15 protein-coding genes are annotated in these 21,801 nt (G+C 62.6%); 6 read left to right on the top strand and 9 right to left on the bottom strand.

Going from position 1 to position 21,801, the window contains the following annotated elements:
- Nucleotides 1-91: 91 nt before the first annotated feature.
- Nucleotides 92-2,590 carry a serine/threonine-protein kinase gene (locus VGU25_10500; GenBank protein HEV2577629.1) on the top strand — a complete coding sequence of 833 codons (2,499 nt, stop codon included), beginning with the start codon at nucleotides 92-94 and terminating at the stop codon, nucleotides 2,588-2,590.
- A gap of 49 nt (nucleotides 2,591-2,639) precedes the next feature.
- On the opposite strand, the gene mnmE is transcribed toward VGU25_10500, so the two are convergent.
- Nucleotides 2,640-4,043, bottom strand: coding sequence for a tRNA uridine-5-carboxymethylaminomethyl(34) synthesis GTPase MnmE (gene mnmE, locus VGU25_10495; protein HEV2577628.1), 1,404 nt, complete (start codon nucleotides 4,041-4,043; stop codon nucleotides 2,640-2,642).
- Between the two features lie 202 nt (nucleotides 4,044-4,245).
- On the opposite strand from mnmE, the gene VGU25_10490 reads away from it, so the two are divergent.
- Together VGU25_10490 and VGU25_10485 are read left to right on the top strand one after the other, a co-directional pair.
- Nucleotides 4,246-7,653 (top strand): carboxypeptidase regulatory-like domain-containing protein, encoded by a 3,408-nt coding sequence (locus VGU25_10490; GenBank protein HEV2577627.1) that lies wholly within the window; start codon nucleotides 4,246-4,248, stop codon nucleotides 7,651-7,653.
- A gap of 77 nt (nucleotides 7,654-7,730) precedes the next feature.
- The gene (locus VGU25_10485) at nucleotides 7,731-9,470 is read left to right on the top strand and encodes a GWxTD domain-containing protein (GenBank protein ID HEV2577626.1); all 1,740 of its coding nucleotides are present in this window, start codon (nucleotides 7,731-7,733) and stop codon (nucleotides 9,468-9,470) included.
- Between the two features lie 27 nt (nucleotides 9,471-9,497).
- On the opposite strand, the gene rsfS is transcribed toward VGU25_10485, so the two are convergent.
- From rsfS to VGU25_10460, 5 genes are all read right to left on the bottom strand, one after another.
- Complete coding sequence (rsfS, locus tag VGU25_10480) at nucleotides 9,498-10,058, bottom strand: ribosome silencing factor (protein HEV2577625.1); 561 nt, start codon at nucleotides 10,056-10,058, stop codon at nucleotides 9,498-9,500.
- Nucleotides 10,059-10,166: 108 nt separating this feature from the next.
- Nucleotides 10,167-10,781: a nicotinate (nicotinamide) nucleotide adenylyltransferase gene (gene nadD / locus VGU25_10475; protein HEV2577624.1), complete on the bottom strand. Its 615-nt coding sequence runs from the start codon at nucleotides 10,779-10,781 to the stop codon at nucleotides 10,167-10,169.
- Between the two features lie 27 nt (nucleotides 10,782-10,808).
- Nucleotides 10,809-11,711: a CHAD domain-containing protein gene (locus VGU25_10470; GenBank protein HEV2577623.1), complete on the bottom strand. Its 903-nt coding sequence runs from the start codon at nucleotides 11,709-11,711 to the stop codon at nucleotides 10,809-10,811.
- Nucleotides 11,712-11,944: 233 nt separating this feature from the next.
- Entirely contained in the window at nucleotides 11,945-14,536 is a 2,592-nt protein-coding gene (locus VGU25_10465; GenBank protein HEV2577622.1) for a choice-of-anchor D domain-containing protein, read from the bottom strand.
- Between the two features lie 122 nt (nucleotides 14,537-14,658).
- On the bottom strand, nucleotides 14,659-15,801 hold the full coding sequence (locus tag VGU25_10460) for a Rieske 2Fe-2S domain-containing protein (protein ID HEV2577621.1): 1,143 nt from the start codon (nucleotides 15,799-15,801) through the stop codon (nucleotides 14,659-14,661).
- Between the two features lie 153 nt (nucleotides 15,802-15,954).
- Between VGU25_10460 and VGU25_10455 the strand changes: the two genes are divergently transcribed.
- Genes VGU25_10455 through VGU25_10445 form a run of 3 tightly spaced genes read left to right on the top strand, consistent with a single transcriptional unit; the run spans nucleotide 15,955 to nucleotide 20,182 of the window.
- A complete protein-coding gene (locus VGU25_10455) occupies nucleotides 15,955-18,021 on the top strand; it encodes a phospholipid carrier-dependent glycosyltransferase (GenBank protein HEV2577620.1) in 2,067 nt (688 codons plus the stop codon).
- 32 nt (nucleotides 18,022-18,053) lie between these two features.
- Complete coding sequence (locus tag VGU25_10450; GenBank protein ID HEV2577619.1) at nucleotides 18,054-19,439, top strand: amidohydrolase family protein; 1,386 nt, start codon at nucleotides 18,054-18,056, stop codon at nucleotides 19,437-19,439.
- Nucleotides 19,439-20,182: an isoprenylcysteine carboxylmethyltransferase family protein gene (locus tag VGU25_10445; GenBank protein HEV2577618.1), complete on the top strand. Its 744-nt coding sequence runs from the start codon at nucleotides 19,439-19,441 to the stop codon at nucleotides 20,180-20,182. Before VGU25_10450 ends, VGU25_10445 begins: the two co-directional genes overlap by 1 nt.
- A gap of 91 nt (nucleotides 20,183-20,273) precedes the next feature.
- On the opposite strand, the gene VGU25_10440 is transcribed toward VGU25_10445, so the two are convergent.
- The 3 genes from VGU25_10440 to VGU25_10430 all read right to left on the bottom strand — a co-directional run bounded on the left by VGU25_10440 (nucleotide 20,274) and on the right by VGU25_10430 (nucleotide 21,755).
- On the bottom strand, nucleotides 20,274-20,744 hold the full coding sequence (locus VGU25_10440) for a hypothetical protein (GenBank protein HEV2577617.1): 471 nt from the start codon (nucleotides 20,742-20,744) through the stop codon (nucleotides 20,274-20,276).
- A 68-nt stretch (nucleotides 20,745-20,812) separates the two neighbouring features.
- The gene (locus VGU25_10435; protein ID HEV2577616.1) at nucleotides 20,813-20,956 is read right to left on the bottom strand and encodes a hypothetical protein; all 144 of its coding nucleotides are present in this window, start codon (nucleotides 20,954-20,956) and stop codon (nucleotides 20,813-20,815) included.
- A gap of 31 nt (nucleotides 20,957-20,987) precedes the next feature.
- Complete coding sequence (locus VGU25_10430; GenBank protein ID HEV2577615.1) at nucleotides 20,988-21,755, bottom strand: DUF72 domain-containing protein; 768 nt, start codon at nucleotides 21,753-21,755, stop codon at nucleotides 20,988-20,990.
- Between the last annotated feature and the right edge of the window lie 46 nt (nucleotides 21,756-21,801).

Below are 21,801 nucleotides of genomic sequence, written 5' to 3'. Positions count from 1 at the left end.
CTCTCTGGAGCTTCCACCGGAGGAACGCAAGCGCTTTCTTGATCGAATGTGCCGAGAACCGGAGCTCCGGTCATACATTGACTCATTGGTGATGCCGTTTGATGACGCCGGACGATTCCTTCAGGGGTCGGCCGCCGACAGCTATGCGCGCAGGTATGCCGATGAGATTGTCGGCGACGCGGACTCATACATCGGCCAGCGGATCGGCGACTATCGCATCGTCGAGCAGATCGGTTCGGGTGGAATGGGCGTCGTCTTCCGCGCCGCCCGCGCTGATCAGCAATACGAGAAGCAGGTCGCTATCAAGCTGCTCAAAGAAGGGTTCGAGTCCAGCTATGCGCTCGCCCGCTTTCGTGCAGAGCGCCAGATTCTCGCGAGTCTCGATCACCCAAACATAGCCCGCCTCTTCGATGGCGGACAGACGAAGGAGGGCTTCCCCTACTTCGTCATGGAGCTCGTCGAAGGGCTGCCCATCGACGAATACTGCGATGTACACCGGTTGTCGATTGACAGACGGCTCAGGTTATTTCTCACCGTTTGCTCAGCAGTGGAGTATGCGCACCAGAATCTGGTGATCCATCGCGACATCAAGCCCGCCAATATTCTCGTGACCTCCGATGGCACACCGAAGCTGCTCGACTTCGGAATTGCGCGGCTCCTGAGCCCTGATCTGTCTACGAGCGAATCCGACCGCACAGTGAGTCTGTTGCGAATGATGACCCCGGAGTTCGCCAGTCCGGAACAGATTCGCGGCGATCCCGTGACCACATCGAGCGATGTCTACTCGCTTGGGATTGTGCTCTACATCCTGCTCACGGGACATCGGCCATACCAGCTGTCAGGGCGCTCTGCGACAGCCGCTTCAGAGATCGTCTGCAACATTGAGCCCACGCGGCCGAGCATGGCTGTTCTCCGAAAAGAAGCTCGTACAGCCGAAGCTGGCCTGGTTTCGTCTCCGCTTGAATCGGCGAGTGCAGCAAGAGATGAGCGGCCGGAAAAACTTCGCCGCCGCCTCGCCGGTGATCTCGACAACATCGTTCTCATGGCTCTGCGAAAGGAGCCGCAACGTCGCTATGCATCGGTCGGGCAGTTCTCGCAGGACATCCAGCTCCATCTGCAGAACGCTCCGGTCCTGGCGCATCGCGACACTCTTGGATATCGGGCAGGCAAGTTTGTAAAGCGCTACAAGTTTGCCTGCGTGTCCGTGGTGGTTGTGATCCTGACTCTTGTCGGCGGGATCATGGCGACGTTGCATCAGGCGCGGATCGCCAGAGAAGAACGCGCCAAGGCGGAACGGCGTTTCAACGATGTTCGCCAGTTGGCGAACGCGATGATGTTCGATGTGCACGATTCGATCAAGGACTTGCCGGGCGCGACTCCTGTCCGCAAGGTGCTCGTCGATCACGCGTTGCAATACCTTGACAGCCTCTCGCGTGAGGCGAAAGGTGATCCCAGTCTGCAGCAGGAGCTGGCCACCGCTTACGAGAAGTTGGGTGATGTTCAGGGACTCGCGCCCTACGCCAATCTCGGCGATCTCTCGGGCGCGATTGCCAGCTACAACAAGGCTCTGCCCATCCGCCTCTCCGTTGCGAACGCGAACCCACAGGACCAGACGGCGCAAAAGCTTCTCGGAGCGCTCTATTACCGGATGGCCTGGGCGCTCGAAGCAAACGGAGATTTTGCCGCAGCTCTCGACAGCATCCGCAAGGCACTCGCCATCAACGAAGCTGCAGCCGCGCATGACCACAGCGCACGCACGCTGGACAGGCTCGCGGGCACTCACTATGCATTGGCAGGCTTCCTGATGAATGTCGGAGCGGTGGATGAGGCACTCGCGCACTACAAACAGGCCGCGTCAATTCGCAACGAAGCGCAGAACCCGGCCCCAAAGGACGCTGCCATGCTGCGCATCCATCTCGGCGCTGACTACAACGGCATGAGCCAGGCCTACGAGCAAAAGGGCGACCTCAATTCAGCCATTGCCGCGGCTCAGCGGACATCGGACATCTTGAACCAGGCTGTAAAGGACAACCCACAGGATGCCACTCTGCAGACGTTCCAAAGCGAAGATGACGTGCTGCTCGCAACGCTGTTGCAACGCAAAGGCCGCTCGAATGACGCGCTCAGACTTCTCCGCCAGGCGCGCCAGCGGTCCGTCCGCCTCGCGCGCTCCGATCCCTTGAACGCACTCGTCGCGACAGACCTCGCCTCAATCGATACCCAGATTGGCGAAACGCTGGTGGCAATGCACTCGATCCCGCCTGCACTTACCAGCTTCTCGACTGCGTTGTCCGAAGACCAGGCCGTCGCGCAGAGATCTGGCCAGACACCGGATATCGCGTTCGGAATCGCTGAGACATACGCCGGGATGGCTTCTGCTCACGCGCAACTCGCCAACTCTCGAGGAGCAGAGCGCGCACAGCAATGCCGAACGGCTGACCTCTTCTATGCGAAGAGTCTTGATATCTTGTCGAACCTGCGCCAGCGCAATCCGCAGAATCTGCATTTCCAACGGTTGCAGCAGCAGGCGATGGCCGGCCGCGCAATGTGCCGCGCGCCTCAGATCAGAAATGTCACATCACCTCACTGACGCCGCCAGCTTTCATCTGCGCTCATCACACGACCTCATTGGACCAGTATCACTTGCCAATGCAGAAGGTGGAGAAGATCCGGTTCAGTATGTCGTCCGACGTCGTCTGACCCGTGAGGCTGTCGAGCGCCCGCAGCGCCCCGTGCAGATCCGCCAGCAGAAACTCGTGCGGCACGCCAGTTTCATTGGCCCTCTCTGCCGCGCCCAACGATTCCAGCGCGGCACCCACGGCTTCCTGCTGGCGCAATGAGTTCAGCACACCGCCCCCAACGGCCTCGCCTCCCGCCTGCAGCAGCGAGAGAATCCCCGACCGAAGCTCTTCCACACCTTGCCCGGTTACGGCCGACGTCAGGGTCCCGCGACCACCAGCCGCCCCACCCACGACCAGATCCGCTTTGTTCCTGACCACCAGATGCGGCCGCCCATCAAGCGACTGAAGCAGCTCCGCCTCCTGATCATGGAGCGTCGCTGTTGCGTCGAGGACCACCACCACGAGGTCCGCGTCCGCCAGCGCCTCGCGTGAGCGCTCAATTCCCAGCGCCTCTGCCTCATCCGCCGGAGATTCGCCGGCCAGCCGCAGCCCTGCCGTATCAATCAGGCGTAGAGGCACGCCTCCGACGGCGGTCACCTCTTCCACCGTATCCCGGGTAGTCCCCGGCAGCGGCGTTACGATCGCGCGCTCCCTTTCCAGCAGCCGGTTGAACAACGAGCTCTTGCCCACGTTCGGCCGCCCCACCAGGGCCAGCGAGGCGCCCTCGCGCAGCCGATGTCCCTGTGCATAGCTCTGCGCAAGTCGTTGTAGCGGCTCGCGGATAGCAGTCAGCGTGGAACGGATCTGCCCCGGCGAAACCACATCCACGTCATCCAGCTCGCCCGCGGCAAAATCCATTCCAGCCTCAAGCAGCGCGATCAACGTTACCAGCCGCTCCTTAATAGGAGCTACGCGGCGCGAGAGCGCCCCTCCGAGCTGCTGCGCCGCCATCCGGGCCTGCTCCAGCGTCTGCGCCGCGATCAGGTCGTGGACGGCTTCCGCCTGGGTCAGGTCGAGCCGCCCATTGAGGAACGCGCGCTCGGTAAACTCACCGGGCCTCGCCAGTCGCGCTCCGGAGCTCAGCGCTCCGCGAAGCAGCGTATCGAGTACCACTGGTGACCCATGTGCCGCAATTTCAACGACATCCTCGCCTGTGTACGAGTGAGGTGCCGCAAAAGGAGTGACGACAGCCTCATCAATCGCAGTGCCAGTCGCATCGCCTCCGGGCGCGCCCGGATCCCGAACTTGAGCGAGCCCAGTCCGGCCAGCCTCCAGCTCACGCCTTAGCCGAACAAGGTGCCCGGCGATCTGCCACGCCTTCGGACCCGAGAGTCGGACGATGCCAATGCCCCCGCGCCCCGGAGGAGTAGCCACGGCGGCAATCGTATCCGGTGCCCAGTTCGCTGATCCGGCTGTTCGCATGTCCTTCCGGATATTAAACCCGGCTAAATCGGCGCGATAACCGCCCAAAGTCCTGCTTCGGAGTTGGAATATCCCGATTTTGGTATGTGCGATACCAAACAGAGGAGCATAATCCGTCCCTCGAAAGGTGTAAGTCCAATGCTATCAATAATCACGAGGATGGCATCAGACTTGCAACACCGACTGCCCGACGAACTCGAGAATGTGCTCCTTAAAGCGCATATCTGGGTTCATTGAGGGGTGTTCAGTGCGAACAGTTATCAGAAGCATTCTCCTGGTTCTAACGATGCTTTTGCCGGTCGCGGCAGTTGCACAAGACCAATCCGCGGTTACCGGAAGCCTAAATGGCACGGTGACAGATCCAACCGGCGCAGCAATTCCGGGCGCAGCCGTCGCAATTACCGGGCCGCAGGGGACCATGACAACCCAGACGGACAATCTCGGCCGCTTCACTGCGACCACCCTCCGTCCTGGCTATTACGACGTGAAGGTCACCAAGCCCGGTTTCGCCGCCGTCGAGGCGAAGCACAACGAGGTTACAGTCTCGGTGGCTTCGACCCTGACGCTCAAGATGAACATCGGCAGCGAGTCGACGACCGTTGAGGTCAGCGCCGCAGCGGTTCAGATCGACACCCAGAACACCGCGATCACCTCGAACCTGACCGATACCTTCTATAACAGCGTCCCGATGCAGCGCAATGTGAGCGCGATCTTCTACGCCGCTCCTGGCGTTGAGTACGGACAGGTTGCCGGCACGCCAAACCAGGCAGGCCCTGGCCAGGCGAACCCCTCCATCGGCGGCGCCTCCGCGCTCGAGAACCTGTATGTCGTTGACGGCGTGACCATCACCGACCAGGCCTTCGGCAGCATCGGCACCTTCAACCGCTATCACGGCGCGCTCGGCACAGGCATTAACCTCGCCTTCGTCAAGGAAGTCGACGTCAAGACCACCGCCTTCGAGCCTCAGTACGGTAAGGCCACCGGCGGCATCGTCCAGATCGTCACGGCCTCGGGCGGCGACTCCTATCACGGCGGGATCGCGGCCTACTTCGCGCCCAACGCGTTCTACGCTTCGCGTTACCAGTTCTGGCAGTTTGGCTATAAGCAGCTGACCCCCAGCCAGACGCTCTCGTCCCCTGCCTATGACCTCGCCGCGACCCTGGGCGGTTACATCCCCGGCTTAAAGGACAAGCTCTTCTTCTTCGGCGCGTTCGATCCTTCGCTCTCGCAGAACTACAACGCCGCGGGTCCCGGCGCTCCGGCCGCATCGCTCGCCCTTGGCGTCGTCGACTACAACACGACAGCAGCCAGCTGGGCCGGCAAGCTGACCTACAAGCTGGGCAGCCGCACCACGATCGAAGGTTCGAGCTTCGGCGATCCCTCCCGCCACAACGCAGTTCCTAACTCCCTTTCCGCAGTCAGCCCCGTCCAGGCGACCAGCTCCTATAACTTCGGCTCGCGCGATTCAGTGCTTCGTCTCGATTCCGCGCTGACCAACAGCTGGACGGTTGACCTTTCCTACGCATACAACCACAACCACTTCAGCGAAACACCCAAGCTGAACACCTACGGCGTTACGAACTACATCCCGACTTATAGCGGCGGGTCCACTCAGACCAGCGGCTTCGGCGCCTATGAGCCGTCGATCAATAACACCTACAGCATCGCGGCGAACACTTCGAAGATCGTGCACCTCCTCGGTCAGCACACTCTCACGATTGGCTACGCCTACGATCACACGGACTTCCTCGACGAGCCGTCGCGCTCCGGGCCGCTCTTCGCGATTCCGACACAGAATGCAGCAGGCACGACGCTGACCACGATCTTCCCGAGCATCCCACCAAAGGCACCGGGCTCGCTCACCAATGCGCAGTTCACGATTGCGGCTGCGAATACTACCAAGGACGCTAACGGAAATCTTGTCAATCCGGCTGATCCTACCTGCAGCCAATGCCCCCTCATCAACGGTGTGCGCTCTTACGCGTCGATCAGCCGCGGCACGTACGTCGGCCTGTTCGTCAACGCGATTGGCCGGTATCACTCGGCGTTCGGTGAGGATAATTACGAGCTCAACCGCTTCGTCACCTTTGACCTCGGCCTTCGCTGGGAGAATCAGCGCGTGGGTGGCTCGCTGCTGAACTATTCGTTCGGCCCGAGCTGGTCGCCTCGCCTCGGTATCAACATCGACCCGACCGGGCAGCAGAAGACCAAGCTCTTCTTCAACTACGGCCGCAACTTCTGGGCGATGCCGCTCGACGCCGCTATCCGCCAGCTCGGCAACGAGCAGGATGACACCGGCTATGCCTTCGTTCCGGTCGTGAATTCGGATGGAACGATCAGCGTTCTCACGGACTCCGCACACACACTCAATGGTCTGCCTGCCTACACCGACTCGAACGGCGTCCACAACTTCGGCAAACCGAGCTTCGCTTCGTCAACGGGCGAGGGCATCATCCCCGGCACCAAGCAGGAGTATGAGGACGAGTACGTTGCCGGCTTCGAGACGAACATCAGCAGCTCCGTCGTACTGAAGGCCCGCTACACCGATCGCCGCCTCGGCCGCATCATCGAGGACATCGGCTCGCAGTCTCCTGAAGGCGCAACCATCGTGCCGAACTACAACGGTGGCATCACCAACCCAGGCCCGAGCACGGATATCGCCGTGAACGAGCAGGAGGTCACCTACACGCCGGCGCAATTCAACGCTGCCAATGGCGCGGCGCTTGCCTCCACCGGGGGCCTTACAGCCTCGAACTACAAGGCTCCGGTTGCGGGCTGCACCTATGCCAATGACACCTATCCTTCGGGCATCGGTGGCTTCTTCGTCGACGGTCGGAACAATCCGGTTGGAGGCGCCTGCTTCCTCAACCTCGCGACAGCTGACGCCGGTCCCGGCGATGGCATTCCCGATGGCTTCGTGAAGCCGGTTCGTCGTTACAACGCCCTCGAGCTGGAACTCATCAAGCGCTTCAACAACCACTGGCTGGCCGATGTAAACTTCCGCTGGGGCAACCTCTACGGCAACTATGAGGGCGCGTACCGCAACGACAACGGACAGTCGGACCCCGGTATCAGCTCGCTGTTTGACTTCACTCCCGGCAAGCTCGGCCTGCTCGGCGCCCAGTTCCAGAACGGCGACCTGAGCACGGACCGCCGCGCTGTGGGCAGCCTCTTCCTCAGCTACAGCGTCGGTTCCGATACGCCGCTCGTTCACATGCTCAAAGGCCTGCAGGCTGGTGCTGGTCTCCGTGGCCAGTCGGGTGTTCCGCTGAGCTACCTCGGCGACCACCCGATCTACGAGAATGCCGGTGAGGTTCCTATCGGTGGCCGTGGCGCTGCGGGTCGTACCCCCTCTGCCGCGCAGCTCGATATGCACCTCTCCTACCCGGTGCCGCTGGGCAGCCACTGGGGTGAGAAGTACAACCTGAAGTTGGCGATGGACATGTTCAACGTGACCAACAGCCAGTTCGAGACCGGCCGCGACCAGTACACCCAGCTGAGCAATCCGGGTGTCATCGGCTCTGCTCCGCCGCTCAACCTCGATTACAACCGTCCGACCTCCTTCCAGGGCCCGTTCTATGCCCGCGGAACCGTGGCGTTCGAGTTCTAACCAATAACCGAATCTTCTACACTGAGAGGAGGAAGGCCACGGCCTTCCTCCTCTTGCTTTTGTAAGGAGCACCATTCTTGCGCTTCCGCATCTCCCTCCTCTTCGTCCTGCTCTTCGCCGTCACTCTCACTGGTTTGGCCTCGGCTCAGCGGGGGGCGGAAAAGAAGCTGCCAGAACGCTACAAACACTGGCTCAACGAAGAGGTCCCCTACATCATCGAGAGCGATGAGCGGGCGCAGTTCCTCACCCTCCAGACAGACGCCGAGCGGGATTCGTTCATTCGCTCGTTCTGGGACGCGCGCAATCCAACCCCCGGCTCCGAGATCAACACCTTCAAGGAAGAGCACTATCGCCGCCTCGCCTACGCCAATGAGCACTATGGCAACTCCGAGGTGCAGAACGGATGGCGCACCGACCAAGGCCACATCTACATCGTGCTCGGCGCGCCCCAGCAGATCACAACCTATCCGAACGCGCGCAATGTGCGTCCGCTGATCGTGTGGTTCTATCAGTCGCCGACACCCGCGCTTCCGCCGTACTTTTACATCGTCTTTTACCGCCGCAGCGCCGGTGAACCCTACACTCTGTACTCGCCCTACCTCGACGGCCCAGCGCGCCTGACCACCGGCCTGGAGGACCTCAACAACCAGGACCGCGCTCTGAAGTCCATCCAGAAATCCCTCGGCGACGAGGTAGCACGCCTCGCCGTTTCACTGATCCCAACCGAGCCCGTCGACCTCAGCAACTACTCGCCCAGCATGCAGTCTGACCAACTGCTCTCCACGATTCGCGGCCTCCCTGACAACGAGCTCGAGAAGCAGCAGCTCGCGCTCCGCCGCCATCAGGAGAAGGTGACGGCGAGCATCGTCACAACCGCCAACACGCCCCACGTCGGTTACACGGTCTCGCGCGATGGACGCGGCCTGAGCAGCGTCAACTATCTGGTCCAGTTCCCCGAGCCCGACGCCACCATCATCGGCCAGCGCAAGGACAAGACGCTCGGCTACGACCTCACGCTGCAGAACCACATCACCACCGAGTCCGGCACGCCGGTTTATGACGACTTCGTTGTCCTCACTGGCAGGTTGCAGCCGGATCAGGCCGACGTCGGGCGCAAGAAGCCGTTCGCCGCCGAGGACCGCTTTCCTCTCGTTCCCGGCCGCTACATCGTTCAGTCGACCCTCACCAACAATCTCACTCTCGCGGCGCACCGCACGCTAGAGACCGTGGTCGTCCCGCAGCCCTCGACCACCGCGCTCGGAATCTCCGAGCCATTCGTCTATAACGGCAATCCTGTTCGCGATGACGGCAGCACATTGCCGTTCTCGGTCGCCGATGTTCGCTTCAGTCCGCGCGCCGTCGGTACCCTCACGCTGCACGCCGGTGATCGCATTCCTGTCGTCTTCCAGCTCTGGGTCCCGAAGGACGCGACCGGCAAGCCAAAGACTGCGCCGATCCAGCTCCACTACCTTTACGGCTCCCCTGTCACCGGCGGCAAGCCCATCGACGAGTCTGACGAAACGGTCGACCCGTCCAACGCAGATCCTGCAGGCAACTTCGTCACCGGCCACGTCTTCCAGACGGCCGAGATGGCGCCCGGCACCTACCGCCTCGTCATTCGCGCCACGCAGGAAGGCAGCGCGCCCGTGTTCTCAACGATGAGCCTGCGCGTTGTTCCGCAGGACATTCCGGTCGGCGACTGGACAGCCTACGGTCCGCCGCGCCCGGATCAGGATGAACAGAAGCGCGCACTCGCCGCAAAAGCCCAGGCCAAGGTGGATCAGGCGAAGGCCGCATCCCCCGCAGCAAAGCCCTGAACTGCGGAGGCAGCAGCGAGTGAATCGCTAGCGCGTTCGCTTGCTGCTCTTCTTCGTCGCACTCTTCTTCGCAGCGCTTTTGACGGCAGCCTTCTTTGCAGGAGTCTTCTTCGCCGGTGGCCTCTTCGCCGCCGCGGTTTTCGGCAACGCTTTCTTCGCTGCCTTCTTGGCCGTCGCGGCCGACTTTTTCTGTCGCGCGCTTGCGATGTGCTGTTTGATCTCCGCGTTCAGGTCTTCCACACTCAGCGTCGTCGCCGATTTGCGCAGCCGCTCCAGGCCATAAAACGCGCGCTTTTCCGGCGAGAACACGTGCACGATGAAGTCCACATAGTCCAGCAGAATCCACTCCGCCTGCCGCCGGCCCTCGACCGAGTTGGCCAGCGTGTTGAAGTCGCGTTTCATGCGCAGCTCAATCTCATCCGCGATCGCCACGTTCTGCCGCTCGTTAGTTCCGTTGCACAGCAGGAAGTAATCAGTCAGGCCGCTCTCGGCCGGATCTAGTGCCAGAATTCGAATGTCTTCAGCCTTCTTGTCCTCGCAGGCCGCGGCTGCCGCTGCCAGCATCCGGTTGGTCTCGTTTGTCGCCATCAGTTTCCTCTCATTCCAGCGTAGCGAATTTCGAAGCCAGCGCAGCGAATTTCGATGCCGGGCGTAGCGATCCTGATGCTAGCCTGGCGAACTCGAGCGCCATTCGCCTCATGTTCCGTACAGGTGGTGCGTTTTGATGTACTCCAGAACCTTCGCGGGTACCAGATCCGTCGCTGTTTCGTCGTCGCCCTCACCCTCGTGCAGCCGGTCGCGAATCTCCGTCGCGCTCGCCGGATTGGCGAAGTCGCTGAGCGTCTCTACCTGAGCGCGCTGCGCCGGCGTGAGCCCCAGCGAATCCAGCGCCGCCATATCGAACCCAGGCCGGCTCACCACAATCCACCGCCACTCGCGCAGCAGCTCCTCCGGACTCTTCCATCGTCGTATGCCGAGGAACGCATCCGCGCCCACGACGACGAAGATCTCCGCTGCCGGCAGCTCCGCGCACAGCCGGTGAAGCGTATCGATCGTGTAGTTCGGAGAGCCGTCCGGTCGCGGCGCATCAATCGCCGATGCTTCGATGCCTTTACACCCATCGCAGAGCAGCTCAACCATGCGCAGGCGGTCAGCGAAAGACGCCTGCGCGCCGCCGGGCTTGAGCGGCTGAACTCCGGCCGGTGCCAGCAGAACGCGATCCAGCGCGAATCGATCCCGCACCGCGCGGGCAACTGCGAGATGGCCCAGATGCGGTGGATCGAAGGTTCCGCCGAAGAGGCCGACGCGCATGCCGTTATCGTACCGTGACGCTTCGATCTACTTCGCCCGCAGCCGACGTCTGCCCTTCGCTGCCGCTCTCCCCAAACCAGGGGCAGCTCGCTTCTGCGCCTTGGGCTTCGCTGCGCTGGTCTGCCGGTGTGGATGCCCGTTGCGGAAGTCTTCCACGTCAGCCAGAAAGTCGTCGAGATGTTCGTCGCGAAGATGTTCCAGAATGCGTGCGAGTGGATGTTCCGGGCCGAGCTCCTCATGGCAGACTGTCGCCAGATCGAGCAGGTCATGCCAGCTTCCACCCGCGTCCTGCAACTGCTCCAGGCGCTTGGCCATCGCGGCGGCCTGCGGGCCGGGCAGGCTCTCGCATTGGTAGCGCGCGCGCTTGGCCGCCTTGCGCAGGTCGTGTAAATGCTCTTCGCCCCGCTCTCGCGACTGCAGCATGTGTTCCATCTGGCTCTCGATGGAGCCCAGCAGGTGACTGACCGGAACCTGATGCTCGGCGGCAGGCTTGAGCGACGCGAGTACCGCTTCGGTCTCGCGCGCCAGCTTGGGCAGCTGCCGCTCGATTGCAGCGAGCAGCTTGCGCTCTCTGCGCTGCCTGTTCTTCGTGATTCTCTTGCGCAGCTTGTCCTGCGCCTTGTCGACGACGCCCGTTGGCGCCTCGGGTGCGGAGCGCATGGCCTTGTCCTGATCCTTCAAGAGCTTCTCCTGGACGTCGCAGTCCCGGACCTTGCCGGCCACGCGGCGCAGCTTGTCGAGCCGGCGCTGAAGTTTTTCGGCTTCAGGCTTCCAGGGGGGAAGACCGTGCACCGTGGACAGCAGCGCGAGCTGGGCCTCGACGCGCCGGGTGGAAGACCGCAGTTCGTGGACGGCCTTGATGGTCGGGTTCGCCAGCCCCACGGACAGCGCAGCCTCGAGACGCTTGGCGTTTTCGCGCAGTTGTTCCACCGGAGCTGCGGATGGTGAGCTCTGCATGGTACTTATGATGCGCCGAGGAGTTTGAGTTGGGAATGGGAGGGTACCCCCCCTCCCCCTTATTTTGCGCAAAATACTCATAAACCTGGGCTTAGGTCCGGACCTTACTCTGCGGGCCCGGGCACAAGGAAGGCGGGTCCTGAATTTGGGCGCCCGTCCCGGAGGCCGATTTTGTCAAGCGGGTGTGCGTGAGAAGGATTCAGGTTCTAAGGCGTGGCGGTTCCCTTGAGCGTGACCATGGAGCTGGCTCCGGTTACAGAGTCCGTGATGAGGAGATTCTCCTGGATGGCGCCGGTGGTGTGGGGCGAAAAGGCGACCGAGAGCGTGCAGACCTGTGGGCCGGCTGGGCAGGTGCCGACGGGCAGGGTGAAATTGCTGTTGGCGGGAAGGGAAAGGGTGATTGGATCGCCGATGGGGTAGCCGTTCGGATCGGACACGGTGAAGGACACGGGGGCGCTGGTGGTGTTTACGGCCTGGGAGGGGAATGTGTAGACAGAGGGCAGCGAGGCGGTGGGTATCCAGTTCGAGGTTCGGCTGCTGACACCGAGTGTGGCGGAGGCCGAAGAGGCGGCGTCGGCCAGGACGAGGGTGGCGCCGTAGCTGCCCAGCAACAAGGACGAGGGGGTCACGGTGACGGTGCAGGTAGCCTGCGGGGCCACGGAGCGGCATTGGCTTACGTCAGCGACGAAGCGGGAGGGCTCGCCCCCGGTGAAGACCGCCGTAAGGGTGAGAGTGGTCGTTCCGGTGTTGGTGACCACGACGGTGTCGTTACTGATGACCTTGGGATCAGTGTTGACGGGAAGGAAGCTGGTGATGGAAAGGCCGCTGGACGCCGCGGGGCTGGTAGCAAAGGACGGGCCGGAGCCGACCGCGGTTCCGGTGAGGAGGATGTACTGACCGGTGGAGGAGCCGCCGGAGTCGAGCGAGAGCTTGGCGGTGCGGGTGCCGGCGGCGGTGGGGTCGAAGGTGACGGTGATGTTGCAGACGGAGGTGCCCCCGGGGCAGGACGTGGATGGATTAGGGCTGACGGAGGTGGTGACGGCGGAGACGGAGAAGTCGCCGGGGTTGGCGCCGCCGATGGTGAGAGACGCGGCGGGCGAGCCGCTGACTACGGTAGCGGGATTGCCGCCGACGATCTGGGTGCTGACATTCGCGAGCTCGATGGCGGCGGTCTGGCTGTAGCCGACCTGGTTCGGCGGGAAGGAGACGGTGCCGTTCACCACGTTGTTCTGGAGGAGGATCGAGCCGGTGTTCGTGACTATCCTGGCTGTCTGGAATCCGCCATCGGCGTAGGTGTCGTCGTGAACATAGGCTTGGCCGGTGACTCCGGAGGGCAGATTCTGGTAACTGGACCAGGCTGCGGTGAGCTGGTTCTGAAGGCCGAAGGTGCAGGAGGATCCGGCGGGAATGGGAGCAGTGCAGTTGTCGCTGGAAAGCGTGTAGCTGTACCCATTCTGCTGGGTGCCGGTGTTGTTAGCGCCGAGATAGCCGACGTTCAACACCGTGCTGCCAGTGTTGGCCAGGATGAAGTCCGCGTTGGCTCCCCAGATGTTGAAGGTGGTGGAGCTGGGGGAGAGGGTTGCGGTGCTGTTGCCGGGCGCCAGGCCGGTGATGGAGAGCGGGACGGTCAGAGCCGTGAGGGATACAGAGGAGTTGATGTTGAGTGTGCCGGAGTCGGGCCCGACCTCTGTGGGTGTCGCCGTGACGGTAAAGGAGCAGCTTCCGCCGGGGTCGAGCGCGCCGCCGCAATCTTGCGAAGGGTTGAAGGTGGCACCGGAGGCGCCGGTAACAGAGACGGAGCTCACGGTGATCCTTTGGGAGCTGTTGTTGGTGAGGGTGAAGCTTTCGGCCGGGGACGTGAAGGAGGAGCCGACGACGGTGGCGGGGAAGGTCGCAGAGGTTGGCGTGACCTGGAGAACGGTGCCGCCGGCGGGAGGCGTGAGGGCCATCTGGAAGGTGGACGGCGCCGAGGTGAGCGTGGGCTGGAAGGGCGGGGTGGGTGGAACGAGGGAGTAGAGCGAACTTACATTCTGCGTGGGATTGTCGATGATGTTGATGAGCGCGGAGATGGTATTGGTGGGCGCGGGGTTGGGGCTGACGGTGGCGAGGGAGAAGAGCTGACCGCAGAGCGAGCCATCGCCGGCAGTGCCGCCGGTGGAGTTGATGCAGGCGGAGAGGATGTCGGCGAGGGTGTTGAGCTCTGCGGTCGGGACGATGTAGCCGGAGGGGGCGCTGGCGCCGGGTGATGTACCGGTGGCGATGTCAACGAACTGGTTGGCGAGGATGAAGTCGTAGAACAGCTGGTTATCGGGGCCAGAGGCGCCGACGTTCGTTGCGGATTGCATGTACGGCGCGAGCGTGGCGACCGCGGCGACGGTGGTGAGCTCGTTGATGTTGATGAAGGTGGAGGATGCGAGGCTGGAGCAGGAGCCGATAGCAGCCATCAGGGCGATGTCGGGGTTCGCGGTGGAGACGCCGGGGTTGCCGCCCGTCGCGACGATGTACACCTGCGTGGCGCCCGTGCACGAGTAAAGACCCGTGATCGTGAAGCTGCCGCTCGCGTCCGACGTGACGGTCGAGGTGAGCAACGGCGTCGCCGCGGAACCGTTGCCGGTGGTGCCGACCGCATAGAGCTGGATGCTCGCGCCCGCGACAGGCTGCTGGCCGCCGTGCACGATGCCGCTCCGCTGTCCGCCGACAGGGGTAGGGTGCGATAAATTCGGGGTCGCGCCGCAGCCGGTGACGAGGATTGCGACCAGAGCGCAAAGGAGAAGCGGGAGGGCTCGGCGGAGGATCATTTTGGCACCCGGGGCGTGGGTTCGTGCTGATTGCGCACAAGGGTACCGCCGGAATGTCGCGATGCCAGAGAAATTTTTATAGGCGATGTTCAGTCGCCGGGCGAAGGAATCTTTTCTGCGCGTTAGCTGCGCCAGTGCAATTCGATCGGTCCATCGAGCGGATGCGCGCCCGCGCCGGTCAGCCGTCGTTGCTTCAGCGCGAAGTACCACTTGGCCGGCTTGTCCGCGTCGTCGATCAGCATCAGCCCTGGGTTCGACCGCAAGCCGCGCGCCTGCTCCACCATCGTCTGTTGGTCTTGCTCCACAAAACGCGCGCCGAAGAAGCGCACCAGCGAGGTAACGAAGGGAATATAGTAGCCGATGTTCCAGGCGGCGACGACGTCGATCCGGCAGGTGGACGGCGTGATCGGCGTGACCGTCGTCAGCGACGAAAACCAGCGCGGAGCCTTGGATTTGTCGCGCGGATTCTCGGCGACGATGGTCTCGGTGCGGCGGTTGGGCAGCGTGAAGTCGATCGTCGTTACCGGCCGCCCGAGTAGTTTGTATGGCGCGGAGTTCGAGCTCGGCGCGTGCGGCGACATCCGGAAGCCGTCGTGATCGCCATCCGTAATGATCGGCTCAAAGCGCTTGGTCTTCTCGTGGATGCTCGCCGCCGAGCGCCACCACCACGCGCGATGCACAAACGGCCCGTGCGCAGGATCCATCAGGCCAATGATCCCGTGGTCTACGTTGCAGGGAAGATCCGCCGACAGGTGTGACGTGCGGAAGCGCTTCGTGAACTTCGGCAGATCCGGGATCGGCGGCAGCGATGCATCGGCCGCGGTTATGCGTCCAGCGCCGGGTGCAGGAATATAGACCCAGGCGTAGCCGTCGCGCTCGACCACCGGAAACGCGTTGGCGAAAATCTTTGTTGGCTCGAGCCCGTCGTGCGATGTCAGCGAGGGGATCTCTTCGCACTGGCCCGTGCAGGGCTCGAACCGCCAGCCGTGGTATTTGCACTGGACGGTCTCGCCATCGAACCATCCCGCAGACAGCGGAATGCCGCGGTGCGGGCACAAATCGCGCAGCGCAAACAGCGCGCCGTCGCGCTTGCGCCCGACCAGCAGCGGAATGTTCAGCAGCGTGGTCGTGCGTGGCTCGCGCAGCGTGTCCGTGCGCAGCGCGGGATACCAGTCGTCGTAGATGAACTCCGCTGGCGGACCGGGCTTCGCGGCAGCATCAAGCTGCACAAGCTCAGGCGCGCGGCCGGCGGCAATGGGACGCATCGAGGGCACGGGTTGAGTGTACGGGATGAGAGAACAGAGGGTAGAGAGTAGAGAGTAGAGAGTCGATTCTTGCCTTCTGCCCCTACCCCTTACCCTCTACACTCTGTTTTCTCTACCCTCTACCCTCTACCCTCTACCCTCTAGACTTGAACTGTGGCTGATGCAGTTGAAGCAAAGACAAACGAGCAGGCACTGACCGCACCGAAGCGCGCGCGCGGGACGCTGCTGTGGATCGTGCTGCTATGGGCGGCGTTTTATGCGAGCTTCGCGCTGCTGCGGCCGCCGCTGCTGGACGACGCCGACTCCGTGCACTCCGAAGTGGCGCGAGAGATGCTGCTGCGCCACGATTACGTGACGCTCTATGCGAATGGCATTCGCTATCTCGAGAAGGCGCCGCTGCTCTACTGGTCGATGGCGGCCTGTCTGAAAATATTCGGCGCGCTCGGCCTGACCGGCGCAGTTGCTTCGACGATTGCCGTCAGGCTTCCGCTGGCCTTTGCCGTGCTCGCGCTCGCGCTGCTCTGCGAGAGCTTCGCCCGATGGATGTTTCGCTCTGCAAACGCGGGGCTTTACGCCGCGCTGATTCTGCTCTCGAGCTTCGGAATCTTCATCTTCACGCGCATCACGATTCCGGATGCGATGGTGTGTCTCTGGATCACACTCGCACTGTGGTGCTTCTGGTGCACAGAACAGTTGGACGCGTGGCCCGCGCATTCGGCCGGTGAGCGTGCGCTGCGTTGGTATTGCTGGGGCTTCGCCGCAAGCTGCGCTCTGAATGTGCTGACCAAGGGCCTGATCGGCGTAGTGTTTCCGGTCGCCACTGTCGTCATCTATTTGCTGTTGACGCGCGGATGGAAGCGAGCCTGCACGCGGTCCAGAGAGCTGCATCCGTGGAGTTCGCTCCTCGTATTCCTCGTGATCGCTGCGCCGTGGCATGTGCTCGCGGGCCTGGCGAATCCGACCCAGGGTCATCCAACGCCATTCCATTTCGCACACGGGCATTGGCAGGTGCCGCTGCCCACCGACGGCAACGTGCGCGGCTGGTTCTGGTTCTACTTCATGAACGAGCACGTGCTGCGGTATCTGAATCTGCGCGTGCCGCACGACTACGACACCGTCCCGTTGCTGCTCTTCTGGGGCCTGTGCCTGGTGTGGATGATGCCGTGGTCCGCGTTCGGATTTAAAGCCGCCGGCTGGGCGCTGCCCGTGCGTTCCGAGAAATGGCGCGGCCAGTTCCGCCGGCACGATCTTCCGCTGAAGATGCGCGCGCGCCTGTTACTCGTCGTGTGGGCCGCATTTGTTCTCCTGTTCTTTTTGTTGTCCACCCGGCAGGAGTACTACGTCCTGCCCGCGTTCCCCGCCATGGCCGTGCTCGGCGCAGGCTGGCTCGCGTGGGTGGATCACTTCAAGCCGCGCCGCTCAAAGAAGGACCCCTCCAAGACCGTGATTCTCACGATGGGCCTGCGCCCTGATGAGGGACTCGGAATGATCAAGGCAGGGCAGGCGGCGATTCACGCGACAGAGGTTCTTCTGATCCTCGGTTTGCTGTTTGCGGTTGCCGCGGCCGGTGTGTTGCTGCATGCGCATACGCCGAGAGGAAATGTCGATCTCGCATCGCTGCTCAGTGAGCACCCCGGCGACTACGCGATGAGCATGGGCCACTTCCTCGACCTGAATGCGGACGCTCTGGGCTTGTTTCGCCTGCCGCTCATCATCGCTGCACTCAGTCTGGTCGGCGGTCCTCTGGCATCGTTGCTGCTGCGCAAGCGTGCACGCCCAGTCCACGCAAACTGCGCGATGGCCGCGGGTGCCTTCGGGTTTTTGCTGGCCGCGCACATGGGTCTCGTGATCTTCGCGCCGGTGATCAGTTCCGCGCAGCTCGCGGAGAAAATCGCTCCGCAGGTGCGCCCGCAGGATATGGTCGCCATTCACGGCGAATATGAATCGGGCTCGACGCTGGGCTTCTATCTGCACCGCGCCGACATCCACATCCTCGAAGGCCGCAGCTCGAACCTCTGGTACGGAAGCTTCTTCCCGGACGCGCCAAAGATCTTTGAGACGCCCGAGACCTTTGCGGAAAAATGGTCCGGCTCGCAGCGAATCTTCCTCTGGCAGTCGCTGACCGATCCGCCGAACCAGCTTCCGCAGGTGAACGGGCCGGTATACGTGATTGCGAAGGGCGGCGGAAAAGAGATCGTCAGCAACCAGCCGAATCGCTAGACTAGTGACAACTTAACGAATGAGGTGAGTCGATGCGCAGACGTGTTCTGTGGTGCGGGCTTCTGCTGTTTGCAGCGAGCGCGGGTGCGCAGAACGGGGCGCAGCCGAGTTTCCAGCCGACCGCCGGCCGTACGCTGATTCGTGCCGGGCACGTCATCGATGTGCACACCGGCAACGAACTGCCCGACGAGACCGTCATCGTGCAGGGCGACAAGATCGTTGGCCTCGCGAAAAACTCCGACACACCCGCGAAGCCCGGTGATCGCGTCGTCGACCTCGCGCAGTACACCGTGCTGCCAGGGATGATCGACGTGCATACGCACCTGACGATGGCCACCGACTTCGACCCTTATTTCGAGCTGTCGATGACGCCCGGCAAGGAAGCGATCATCGGCGTGGAGAACGCGAAGACCACGCTCGAAGCAGGCTTCACCACCGTACGCAATGTCGGCGCAAGCGGGTGGACCGACGTCGCGCTGCGCGATGAGATCAACGCGGGGCACATTCCCGGACCGCACATGCAGGTGAGCGGTCCGCCGCTAGGCATCACCGGGGGGCACATGGATGAGAACCTGCTCCCCGAGCAGTATCACTGGCAGGCCGAGGGCGTCGCCGACGGGATCCCCGCCGTGCAGCACATGGTCCGCAACAATATTAAGTACGGTGCCGACCTCATCAAGATCGGCGCCAGCGGCGGCGTACTCTCCAAGGGCGATGATCCGCAGGCCTCGCAGTACACGCTCGAAGAGATGCAGGCCATCGTCGCCGACGCGCACCGTCTTGGCCGCAAGGTCGCCGCCCATGCGCATGGATCGCAGGCGATCCTGTGGGCCAGCGAAGCCGGCGTTGACTCCATCGAGCACGGCAGCTACATCAACGACGAAGATATTGCGATGATGAAGAAGCATGGAACGTACCTCGTGCCGACCGCGTATCTCGTCGACTGGATGCGCGAGAACATGAAGCTGCCCGCGTTCTATCAGCAGAAGATGGAGGACGTCGGCGCGGCGATGAAGGCCAATCACAAGCATGCGATCCAGATGGGTGTGAAGGTTGCGATGGGCACAGACGCCGCGGTCTATCCGCATGGTCTCAACGCGCACGAGCTTGACGTCTACGTGAACCAGTACGGCATGACGCCGCTCGAAGCTCTGAAGACCACGACGCTGAATGCCGCCGACCTGATGGGCTGGACCGACAAAGTCGGCTCGCTCGAGCCCGGCAAGTGGGCCGACGTGATTGCCGTCAGCGGCGATCCGCTCAAGGACATCCGCACGCTCCAGCATGTGAGCTTCGTGATGAAATCCGGCGTCGTCTACAAAAACGAAGCCGCGCCCGCCAGCGTCGACAAGCTCAGCGCAGTCGCACAGCGCGCCGCGCCGGCAAACGACAATGACATGAAAGTAGATAGTTTCTGATGGCTGCAACAAAGTTCGAATACAAGTTCCGCTTCCTTCTCCACGCCGTTATCATCTGCCTCGGCTTCTGGGCGCCCTGGTGCGAGCCACTCGGCTGGACGCGCATCCGCACGTGGCTTGTGCTGTCGTCCTTGCTGTCGCGCACCGGCCTGCTGTCCTTCGTCGCCGCCACCAATCTCATCCTCATCATCGCGATCGTGCTCGTCACGCTCGGCGCCTGGCTGCGCATCTGGGGCGCGTCCTACGTCGGCGCCAGCATCGTGCAGTCGCGCGCGATGCACGGCGACGCCATGCTCGCCGACGGCCCGTATCGCCGCACCCGCAACCCGCTCTATCTAGGCACAATCCTCCACATCATCGGCCTCGCCATCCTTATGCCGCCCAGCGGGGCCATCTTCTGCGTCGCGCTCATCTGGCTGCTTCAAGTGCGCCTCGCGCTCGCCGAAGAACCTTTCCTCACCCAGCAATTCGGCGAGTCATACGTGCAATACCGCAAGGCCGTGCCGCGCTTTCTACCTTCGCCCACCCCGCAGGTCGCAGCCGCTGGCAAAAGCCCGCACTGGCTGCAGGGATTCTTCGGCGAAATCTACATGGTCGGCGTCGTCATCACCTTCGCCGCCTTCGGCTGGAACTTCAACTCCATGCTGATGATTCGCGGCGTGCTGATCTCGCTCGGCGCGTGGCTCATCGTGAAAGCATTGCTACCCAGGCCGAAAGAACCTGCGCCGCAGCAGACGACCTAACCTCACCACTCCACACGAAAAAAGGCCCCGCCGCACCATGCGCGCAGGGCCTTTCTGTTTCACCAACACAAATTCACTTCACGCGATCCGTTCACTTCACGCGATCGTAGACATACACCTGGTGATACTCCTTGCCATCCTTTCTCTTGATCGTCGCTGTGATCGTCACCTTCTTCTTATCCGGCGTCATCACCAGGGTCGAGTCCGACGTCGATCCATCCGGCATCTCCCAGTGCGACGAATCATCCGCCGTCTTGAAGCCCGCCTTCGCGCCCGCCATTCCCACAATCGGCTTCATCGTCCCATCCTGCGGCCCGCTCCACGACGTCTTCATCGTCTTCCCATCACCATCCACCGTCACGTCCGTCCACTTCAGCCACTTGTCCGTGTCGGTCAGTATGACCATTCTGTCCGACTTCATCGCGGGGCCGCCGCCCCACTCGCTCTCGCCAACGTTGAGCTCCCACGTGCTCGGCGTAGGAGCATGAGTGTGCGCCGCCATCGCGCACGGAACCACAACCGCCATCACCAGCGCGGGCACAACACACAGGATTCTCTTCATAGAGCTCTCCTCAATCAAATGGTTTTGGGGCCTGAGGCAGAACAGCCTAGCCACACCATCCCCACTTGTCAACGCCTCGTTCTGCGAGCCACGCCGCCCTCGCCGCCCTCGCCTTTTCCCCTCGCCTTTGCCCTCGCCTTTGCCTTTGCCTCTGCCTTTGCCTCTGCCTTTGCCTTTGCCTTTGCCTTTGCCTTTGCCTTTGCCTTATTCACTATTCACTACTCACTATTCAACCCCTCATCCCTAACTCCTCACCCCTAACTCCCTAACCTCCTTCACCAACTCCAGCGCATTCCCCGTCGCATGCCCCAGCGCCGTGTTGTCAAAGATCACCCACTGCTCCGCACAGCTCGCCTCCCGCACCTTCCGCGCAAACCCCCGCAGAAACGCAGCTTCATACGCCGAGTAGTACGTCCTTGGCTGCCCATGCAGCCGCCAGTAACACAACCCCGGCCATCCACCTGGCGTCGCCGCCGCCGCCGACCCCTTCGGCGGGTCCGCCGCCACACGCGTAATCTCGAACCCCCGCAGAACCCGCCCCACCGCAGCCGTGAACCAGCTCGCATGCCGCGGCTCCAGCGCAATGAACCCACTCTGCGCCTCCTGCGGATGCAGCTCGCGTATCGTCGTAAAAAAATCCTGCGCCAATCCCTCGTCAAACTCCAGCTTCGGAGGAAGTTGCACCAGCACCGGCCCAAGCTTCTCGCCCAGCCCGCGCACCTCCTCAAAAAACTGCTGCAGCAGCGCTCCACAATTCTCGAGCTTCGCCTCATGAGTGATCGCCTTCGGCAGCTTCACCGAGAAACGAAAATCCTCCGGCGTGCATCGCGCCCACCGCTCCCACGTCTTCTGCTGATGCGGCCGATGAAAGCTCGAGTTAACCTCAACGCAGTTCAGCCCTTGCGCGCAACGTTCGAGATGCGTGCCGCTCTCAGGAAAGTGCTGCGCATGTTGCTTCGGCAGCGTCCATCCCGCCGTACCAACACGAATCGTGCCCCCAGCCTTCTTCATCTCTGCTTGGACGCATCTTAACGGTTGTGCCTGACGAGGCCCCCGG

The sequence above is a fragment of the Acidobacteriaceae bacterium genome, assembly GCA_035944135.1.
Taxonomy (GTDB): Bacteria; Acidobacteriota; Terriglobia; order Terriglobales; family Acidobacteriaceae; genus Granulicella.
Note: the sequence above shows the minus strand (reverse complement) of the source record. Positions and strands in the feature narration are given on the sequence as shown.

Excerpts from the sequence above, each read along its gene's own strand:
- VGU25_10500 (HEV2577629.1), top strand. The coding sequence starts at position 92 with ATGCCGTTTGATGACGCCGGACGATTCCTTCAGGGGTCGGCCGCCGAC.
- mnmE (HEV2577628.1), bottom strand. The coding sequence starts at position 4,043 with ATGCGAACAGCCGGATCAGCGAACTGGGCACCGGATACGATTGCCGCC.
- VGU25_10490 (HEV2577627.1), top strand. The coding sequence starts at position 4,246 with ATGTGCTCCTTAAAGCGCATATCTGGGTTCATTGAGGGGTGTTCAGTG.
- rsfS (HEV2577625.1), bottom strand. The coding sequence starts at position 10,058 with ATGGCGACAAACGAGACCAACCGGATGCTGGCAGCGGCAGCCGCGGCC.
- nadD (HEV2577624.1), bottom strand. The coding sequence starts at position 10,781 with ATGCGCGTCGGCCTCTTCGGCGGAACCTTCGATCCACCGCATCTGGGC.
- VGU25_10465 (HEV2577622.1), bottom strand. The coding sequence starts at position 14,536 with ATGATCCTCCGCCGAGCCCTCCCGCTTCTCCTTTGCGCTCTGGTCGCA.
- VGU25_10460 (HEV2577621.1), bottom strand. The coding sequence starts at position 15,801 with ATGCGTCCCATTGCCGCCGGCCGCGCGCCTGAGCTTGTGCAGCTTGAT.
- VGU25_10450 (HEV2577619.1), top strand. The coding sequence starts at position 18,054 with ATGCGCAGACGTGTTCTGTGGTGCGGGCTTCTGCTGTTTGCAGCGAGC.
- VGU25_10445 (HEV2577618.1), top strand. The coding sequence starts at position 19,439 with ATGGCTGCAACAAAGTTCGAATACAAGTTCCGCTTCCTTCTCCACGCC.
- VGU25_10440 (HEV2577617.1), bottom strand. The coding sequence starts at position 20,744 with ATGAAGAGAATCCTGTGTGTTGTGCCCGCGCTGGTGATGGCGGTTGTG.
- VGU25_10430 (HEV2577615.1), bottom strand. The coding sequence starts at position 21,755 with ATGAAGAAGGCTGGGGGCACGATTCGTGTTGGTACGGCGGGATGGACG.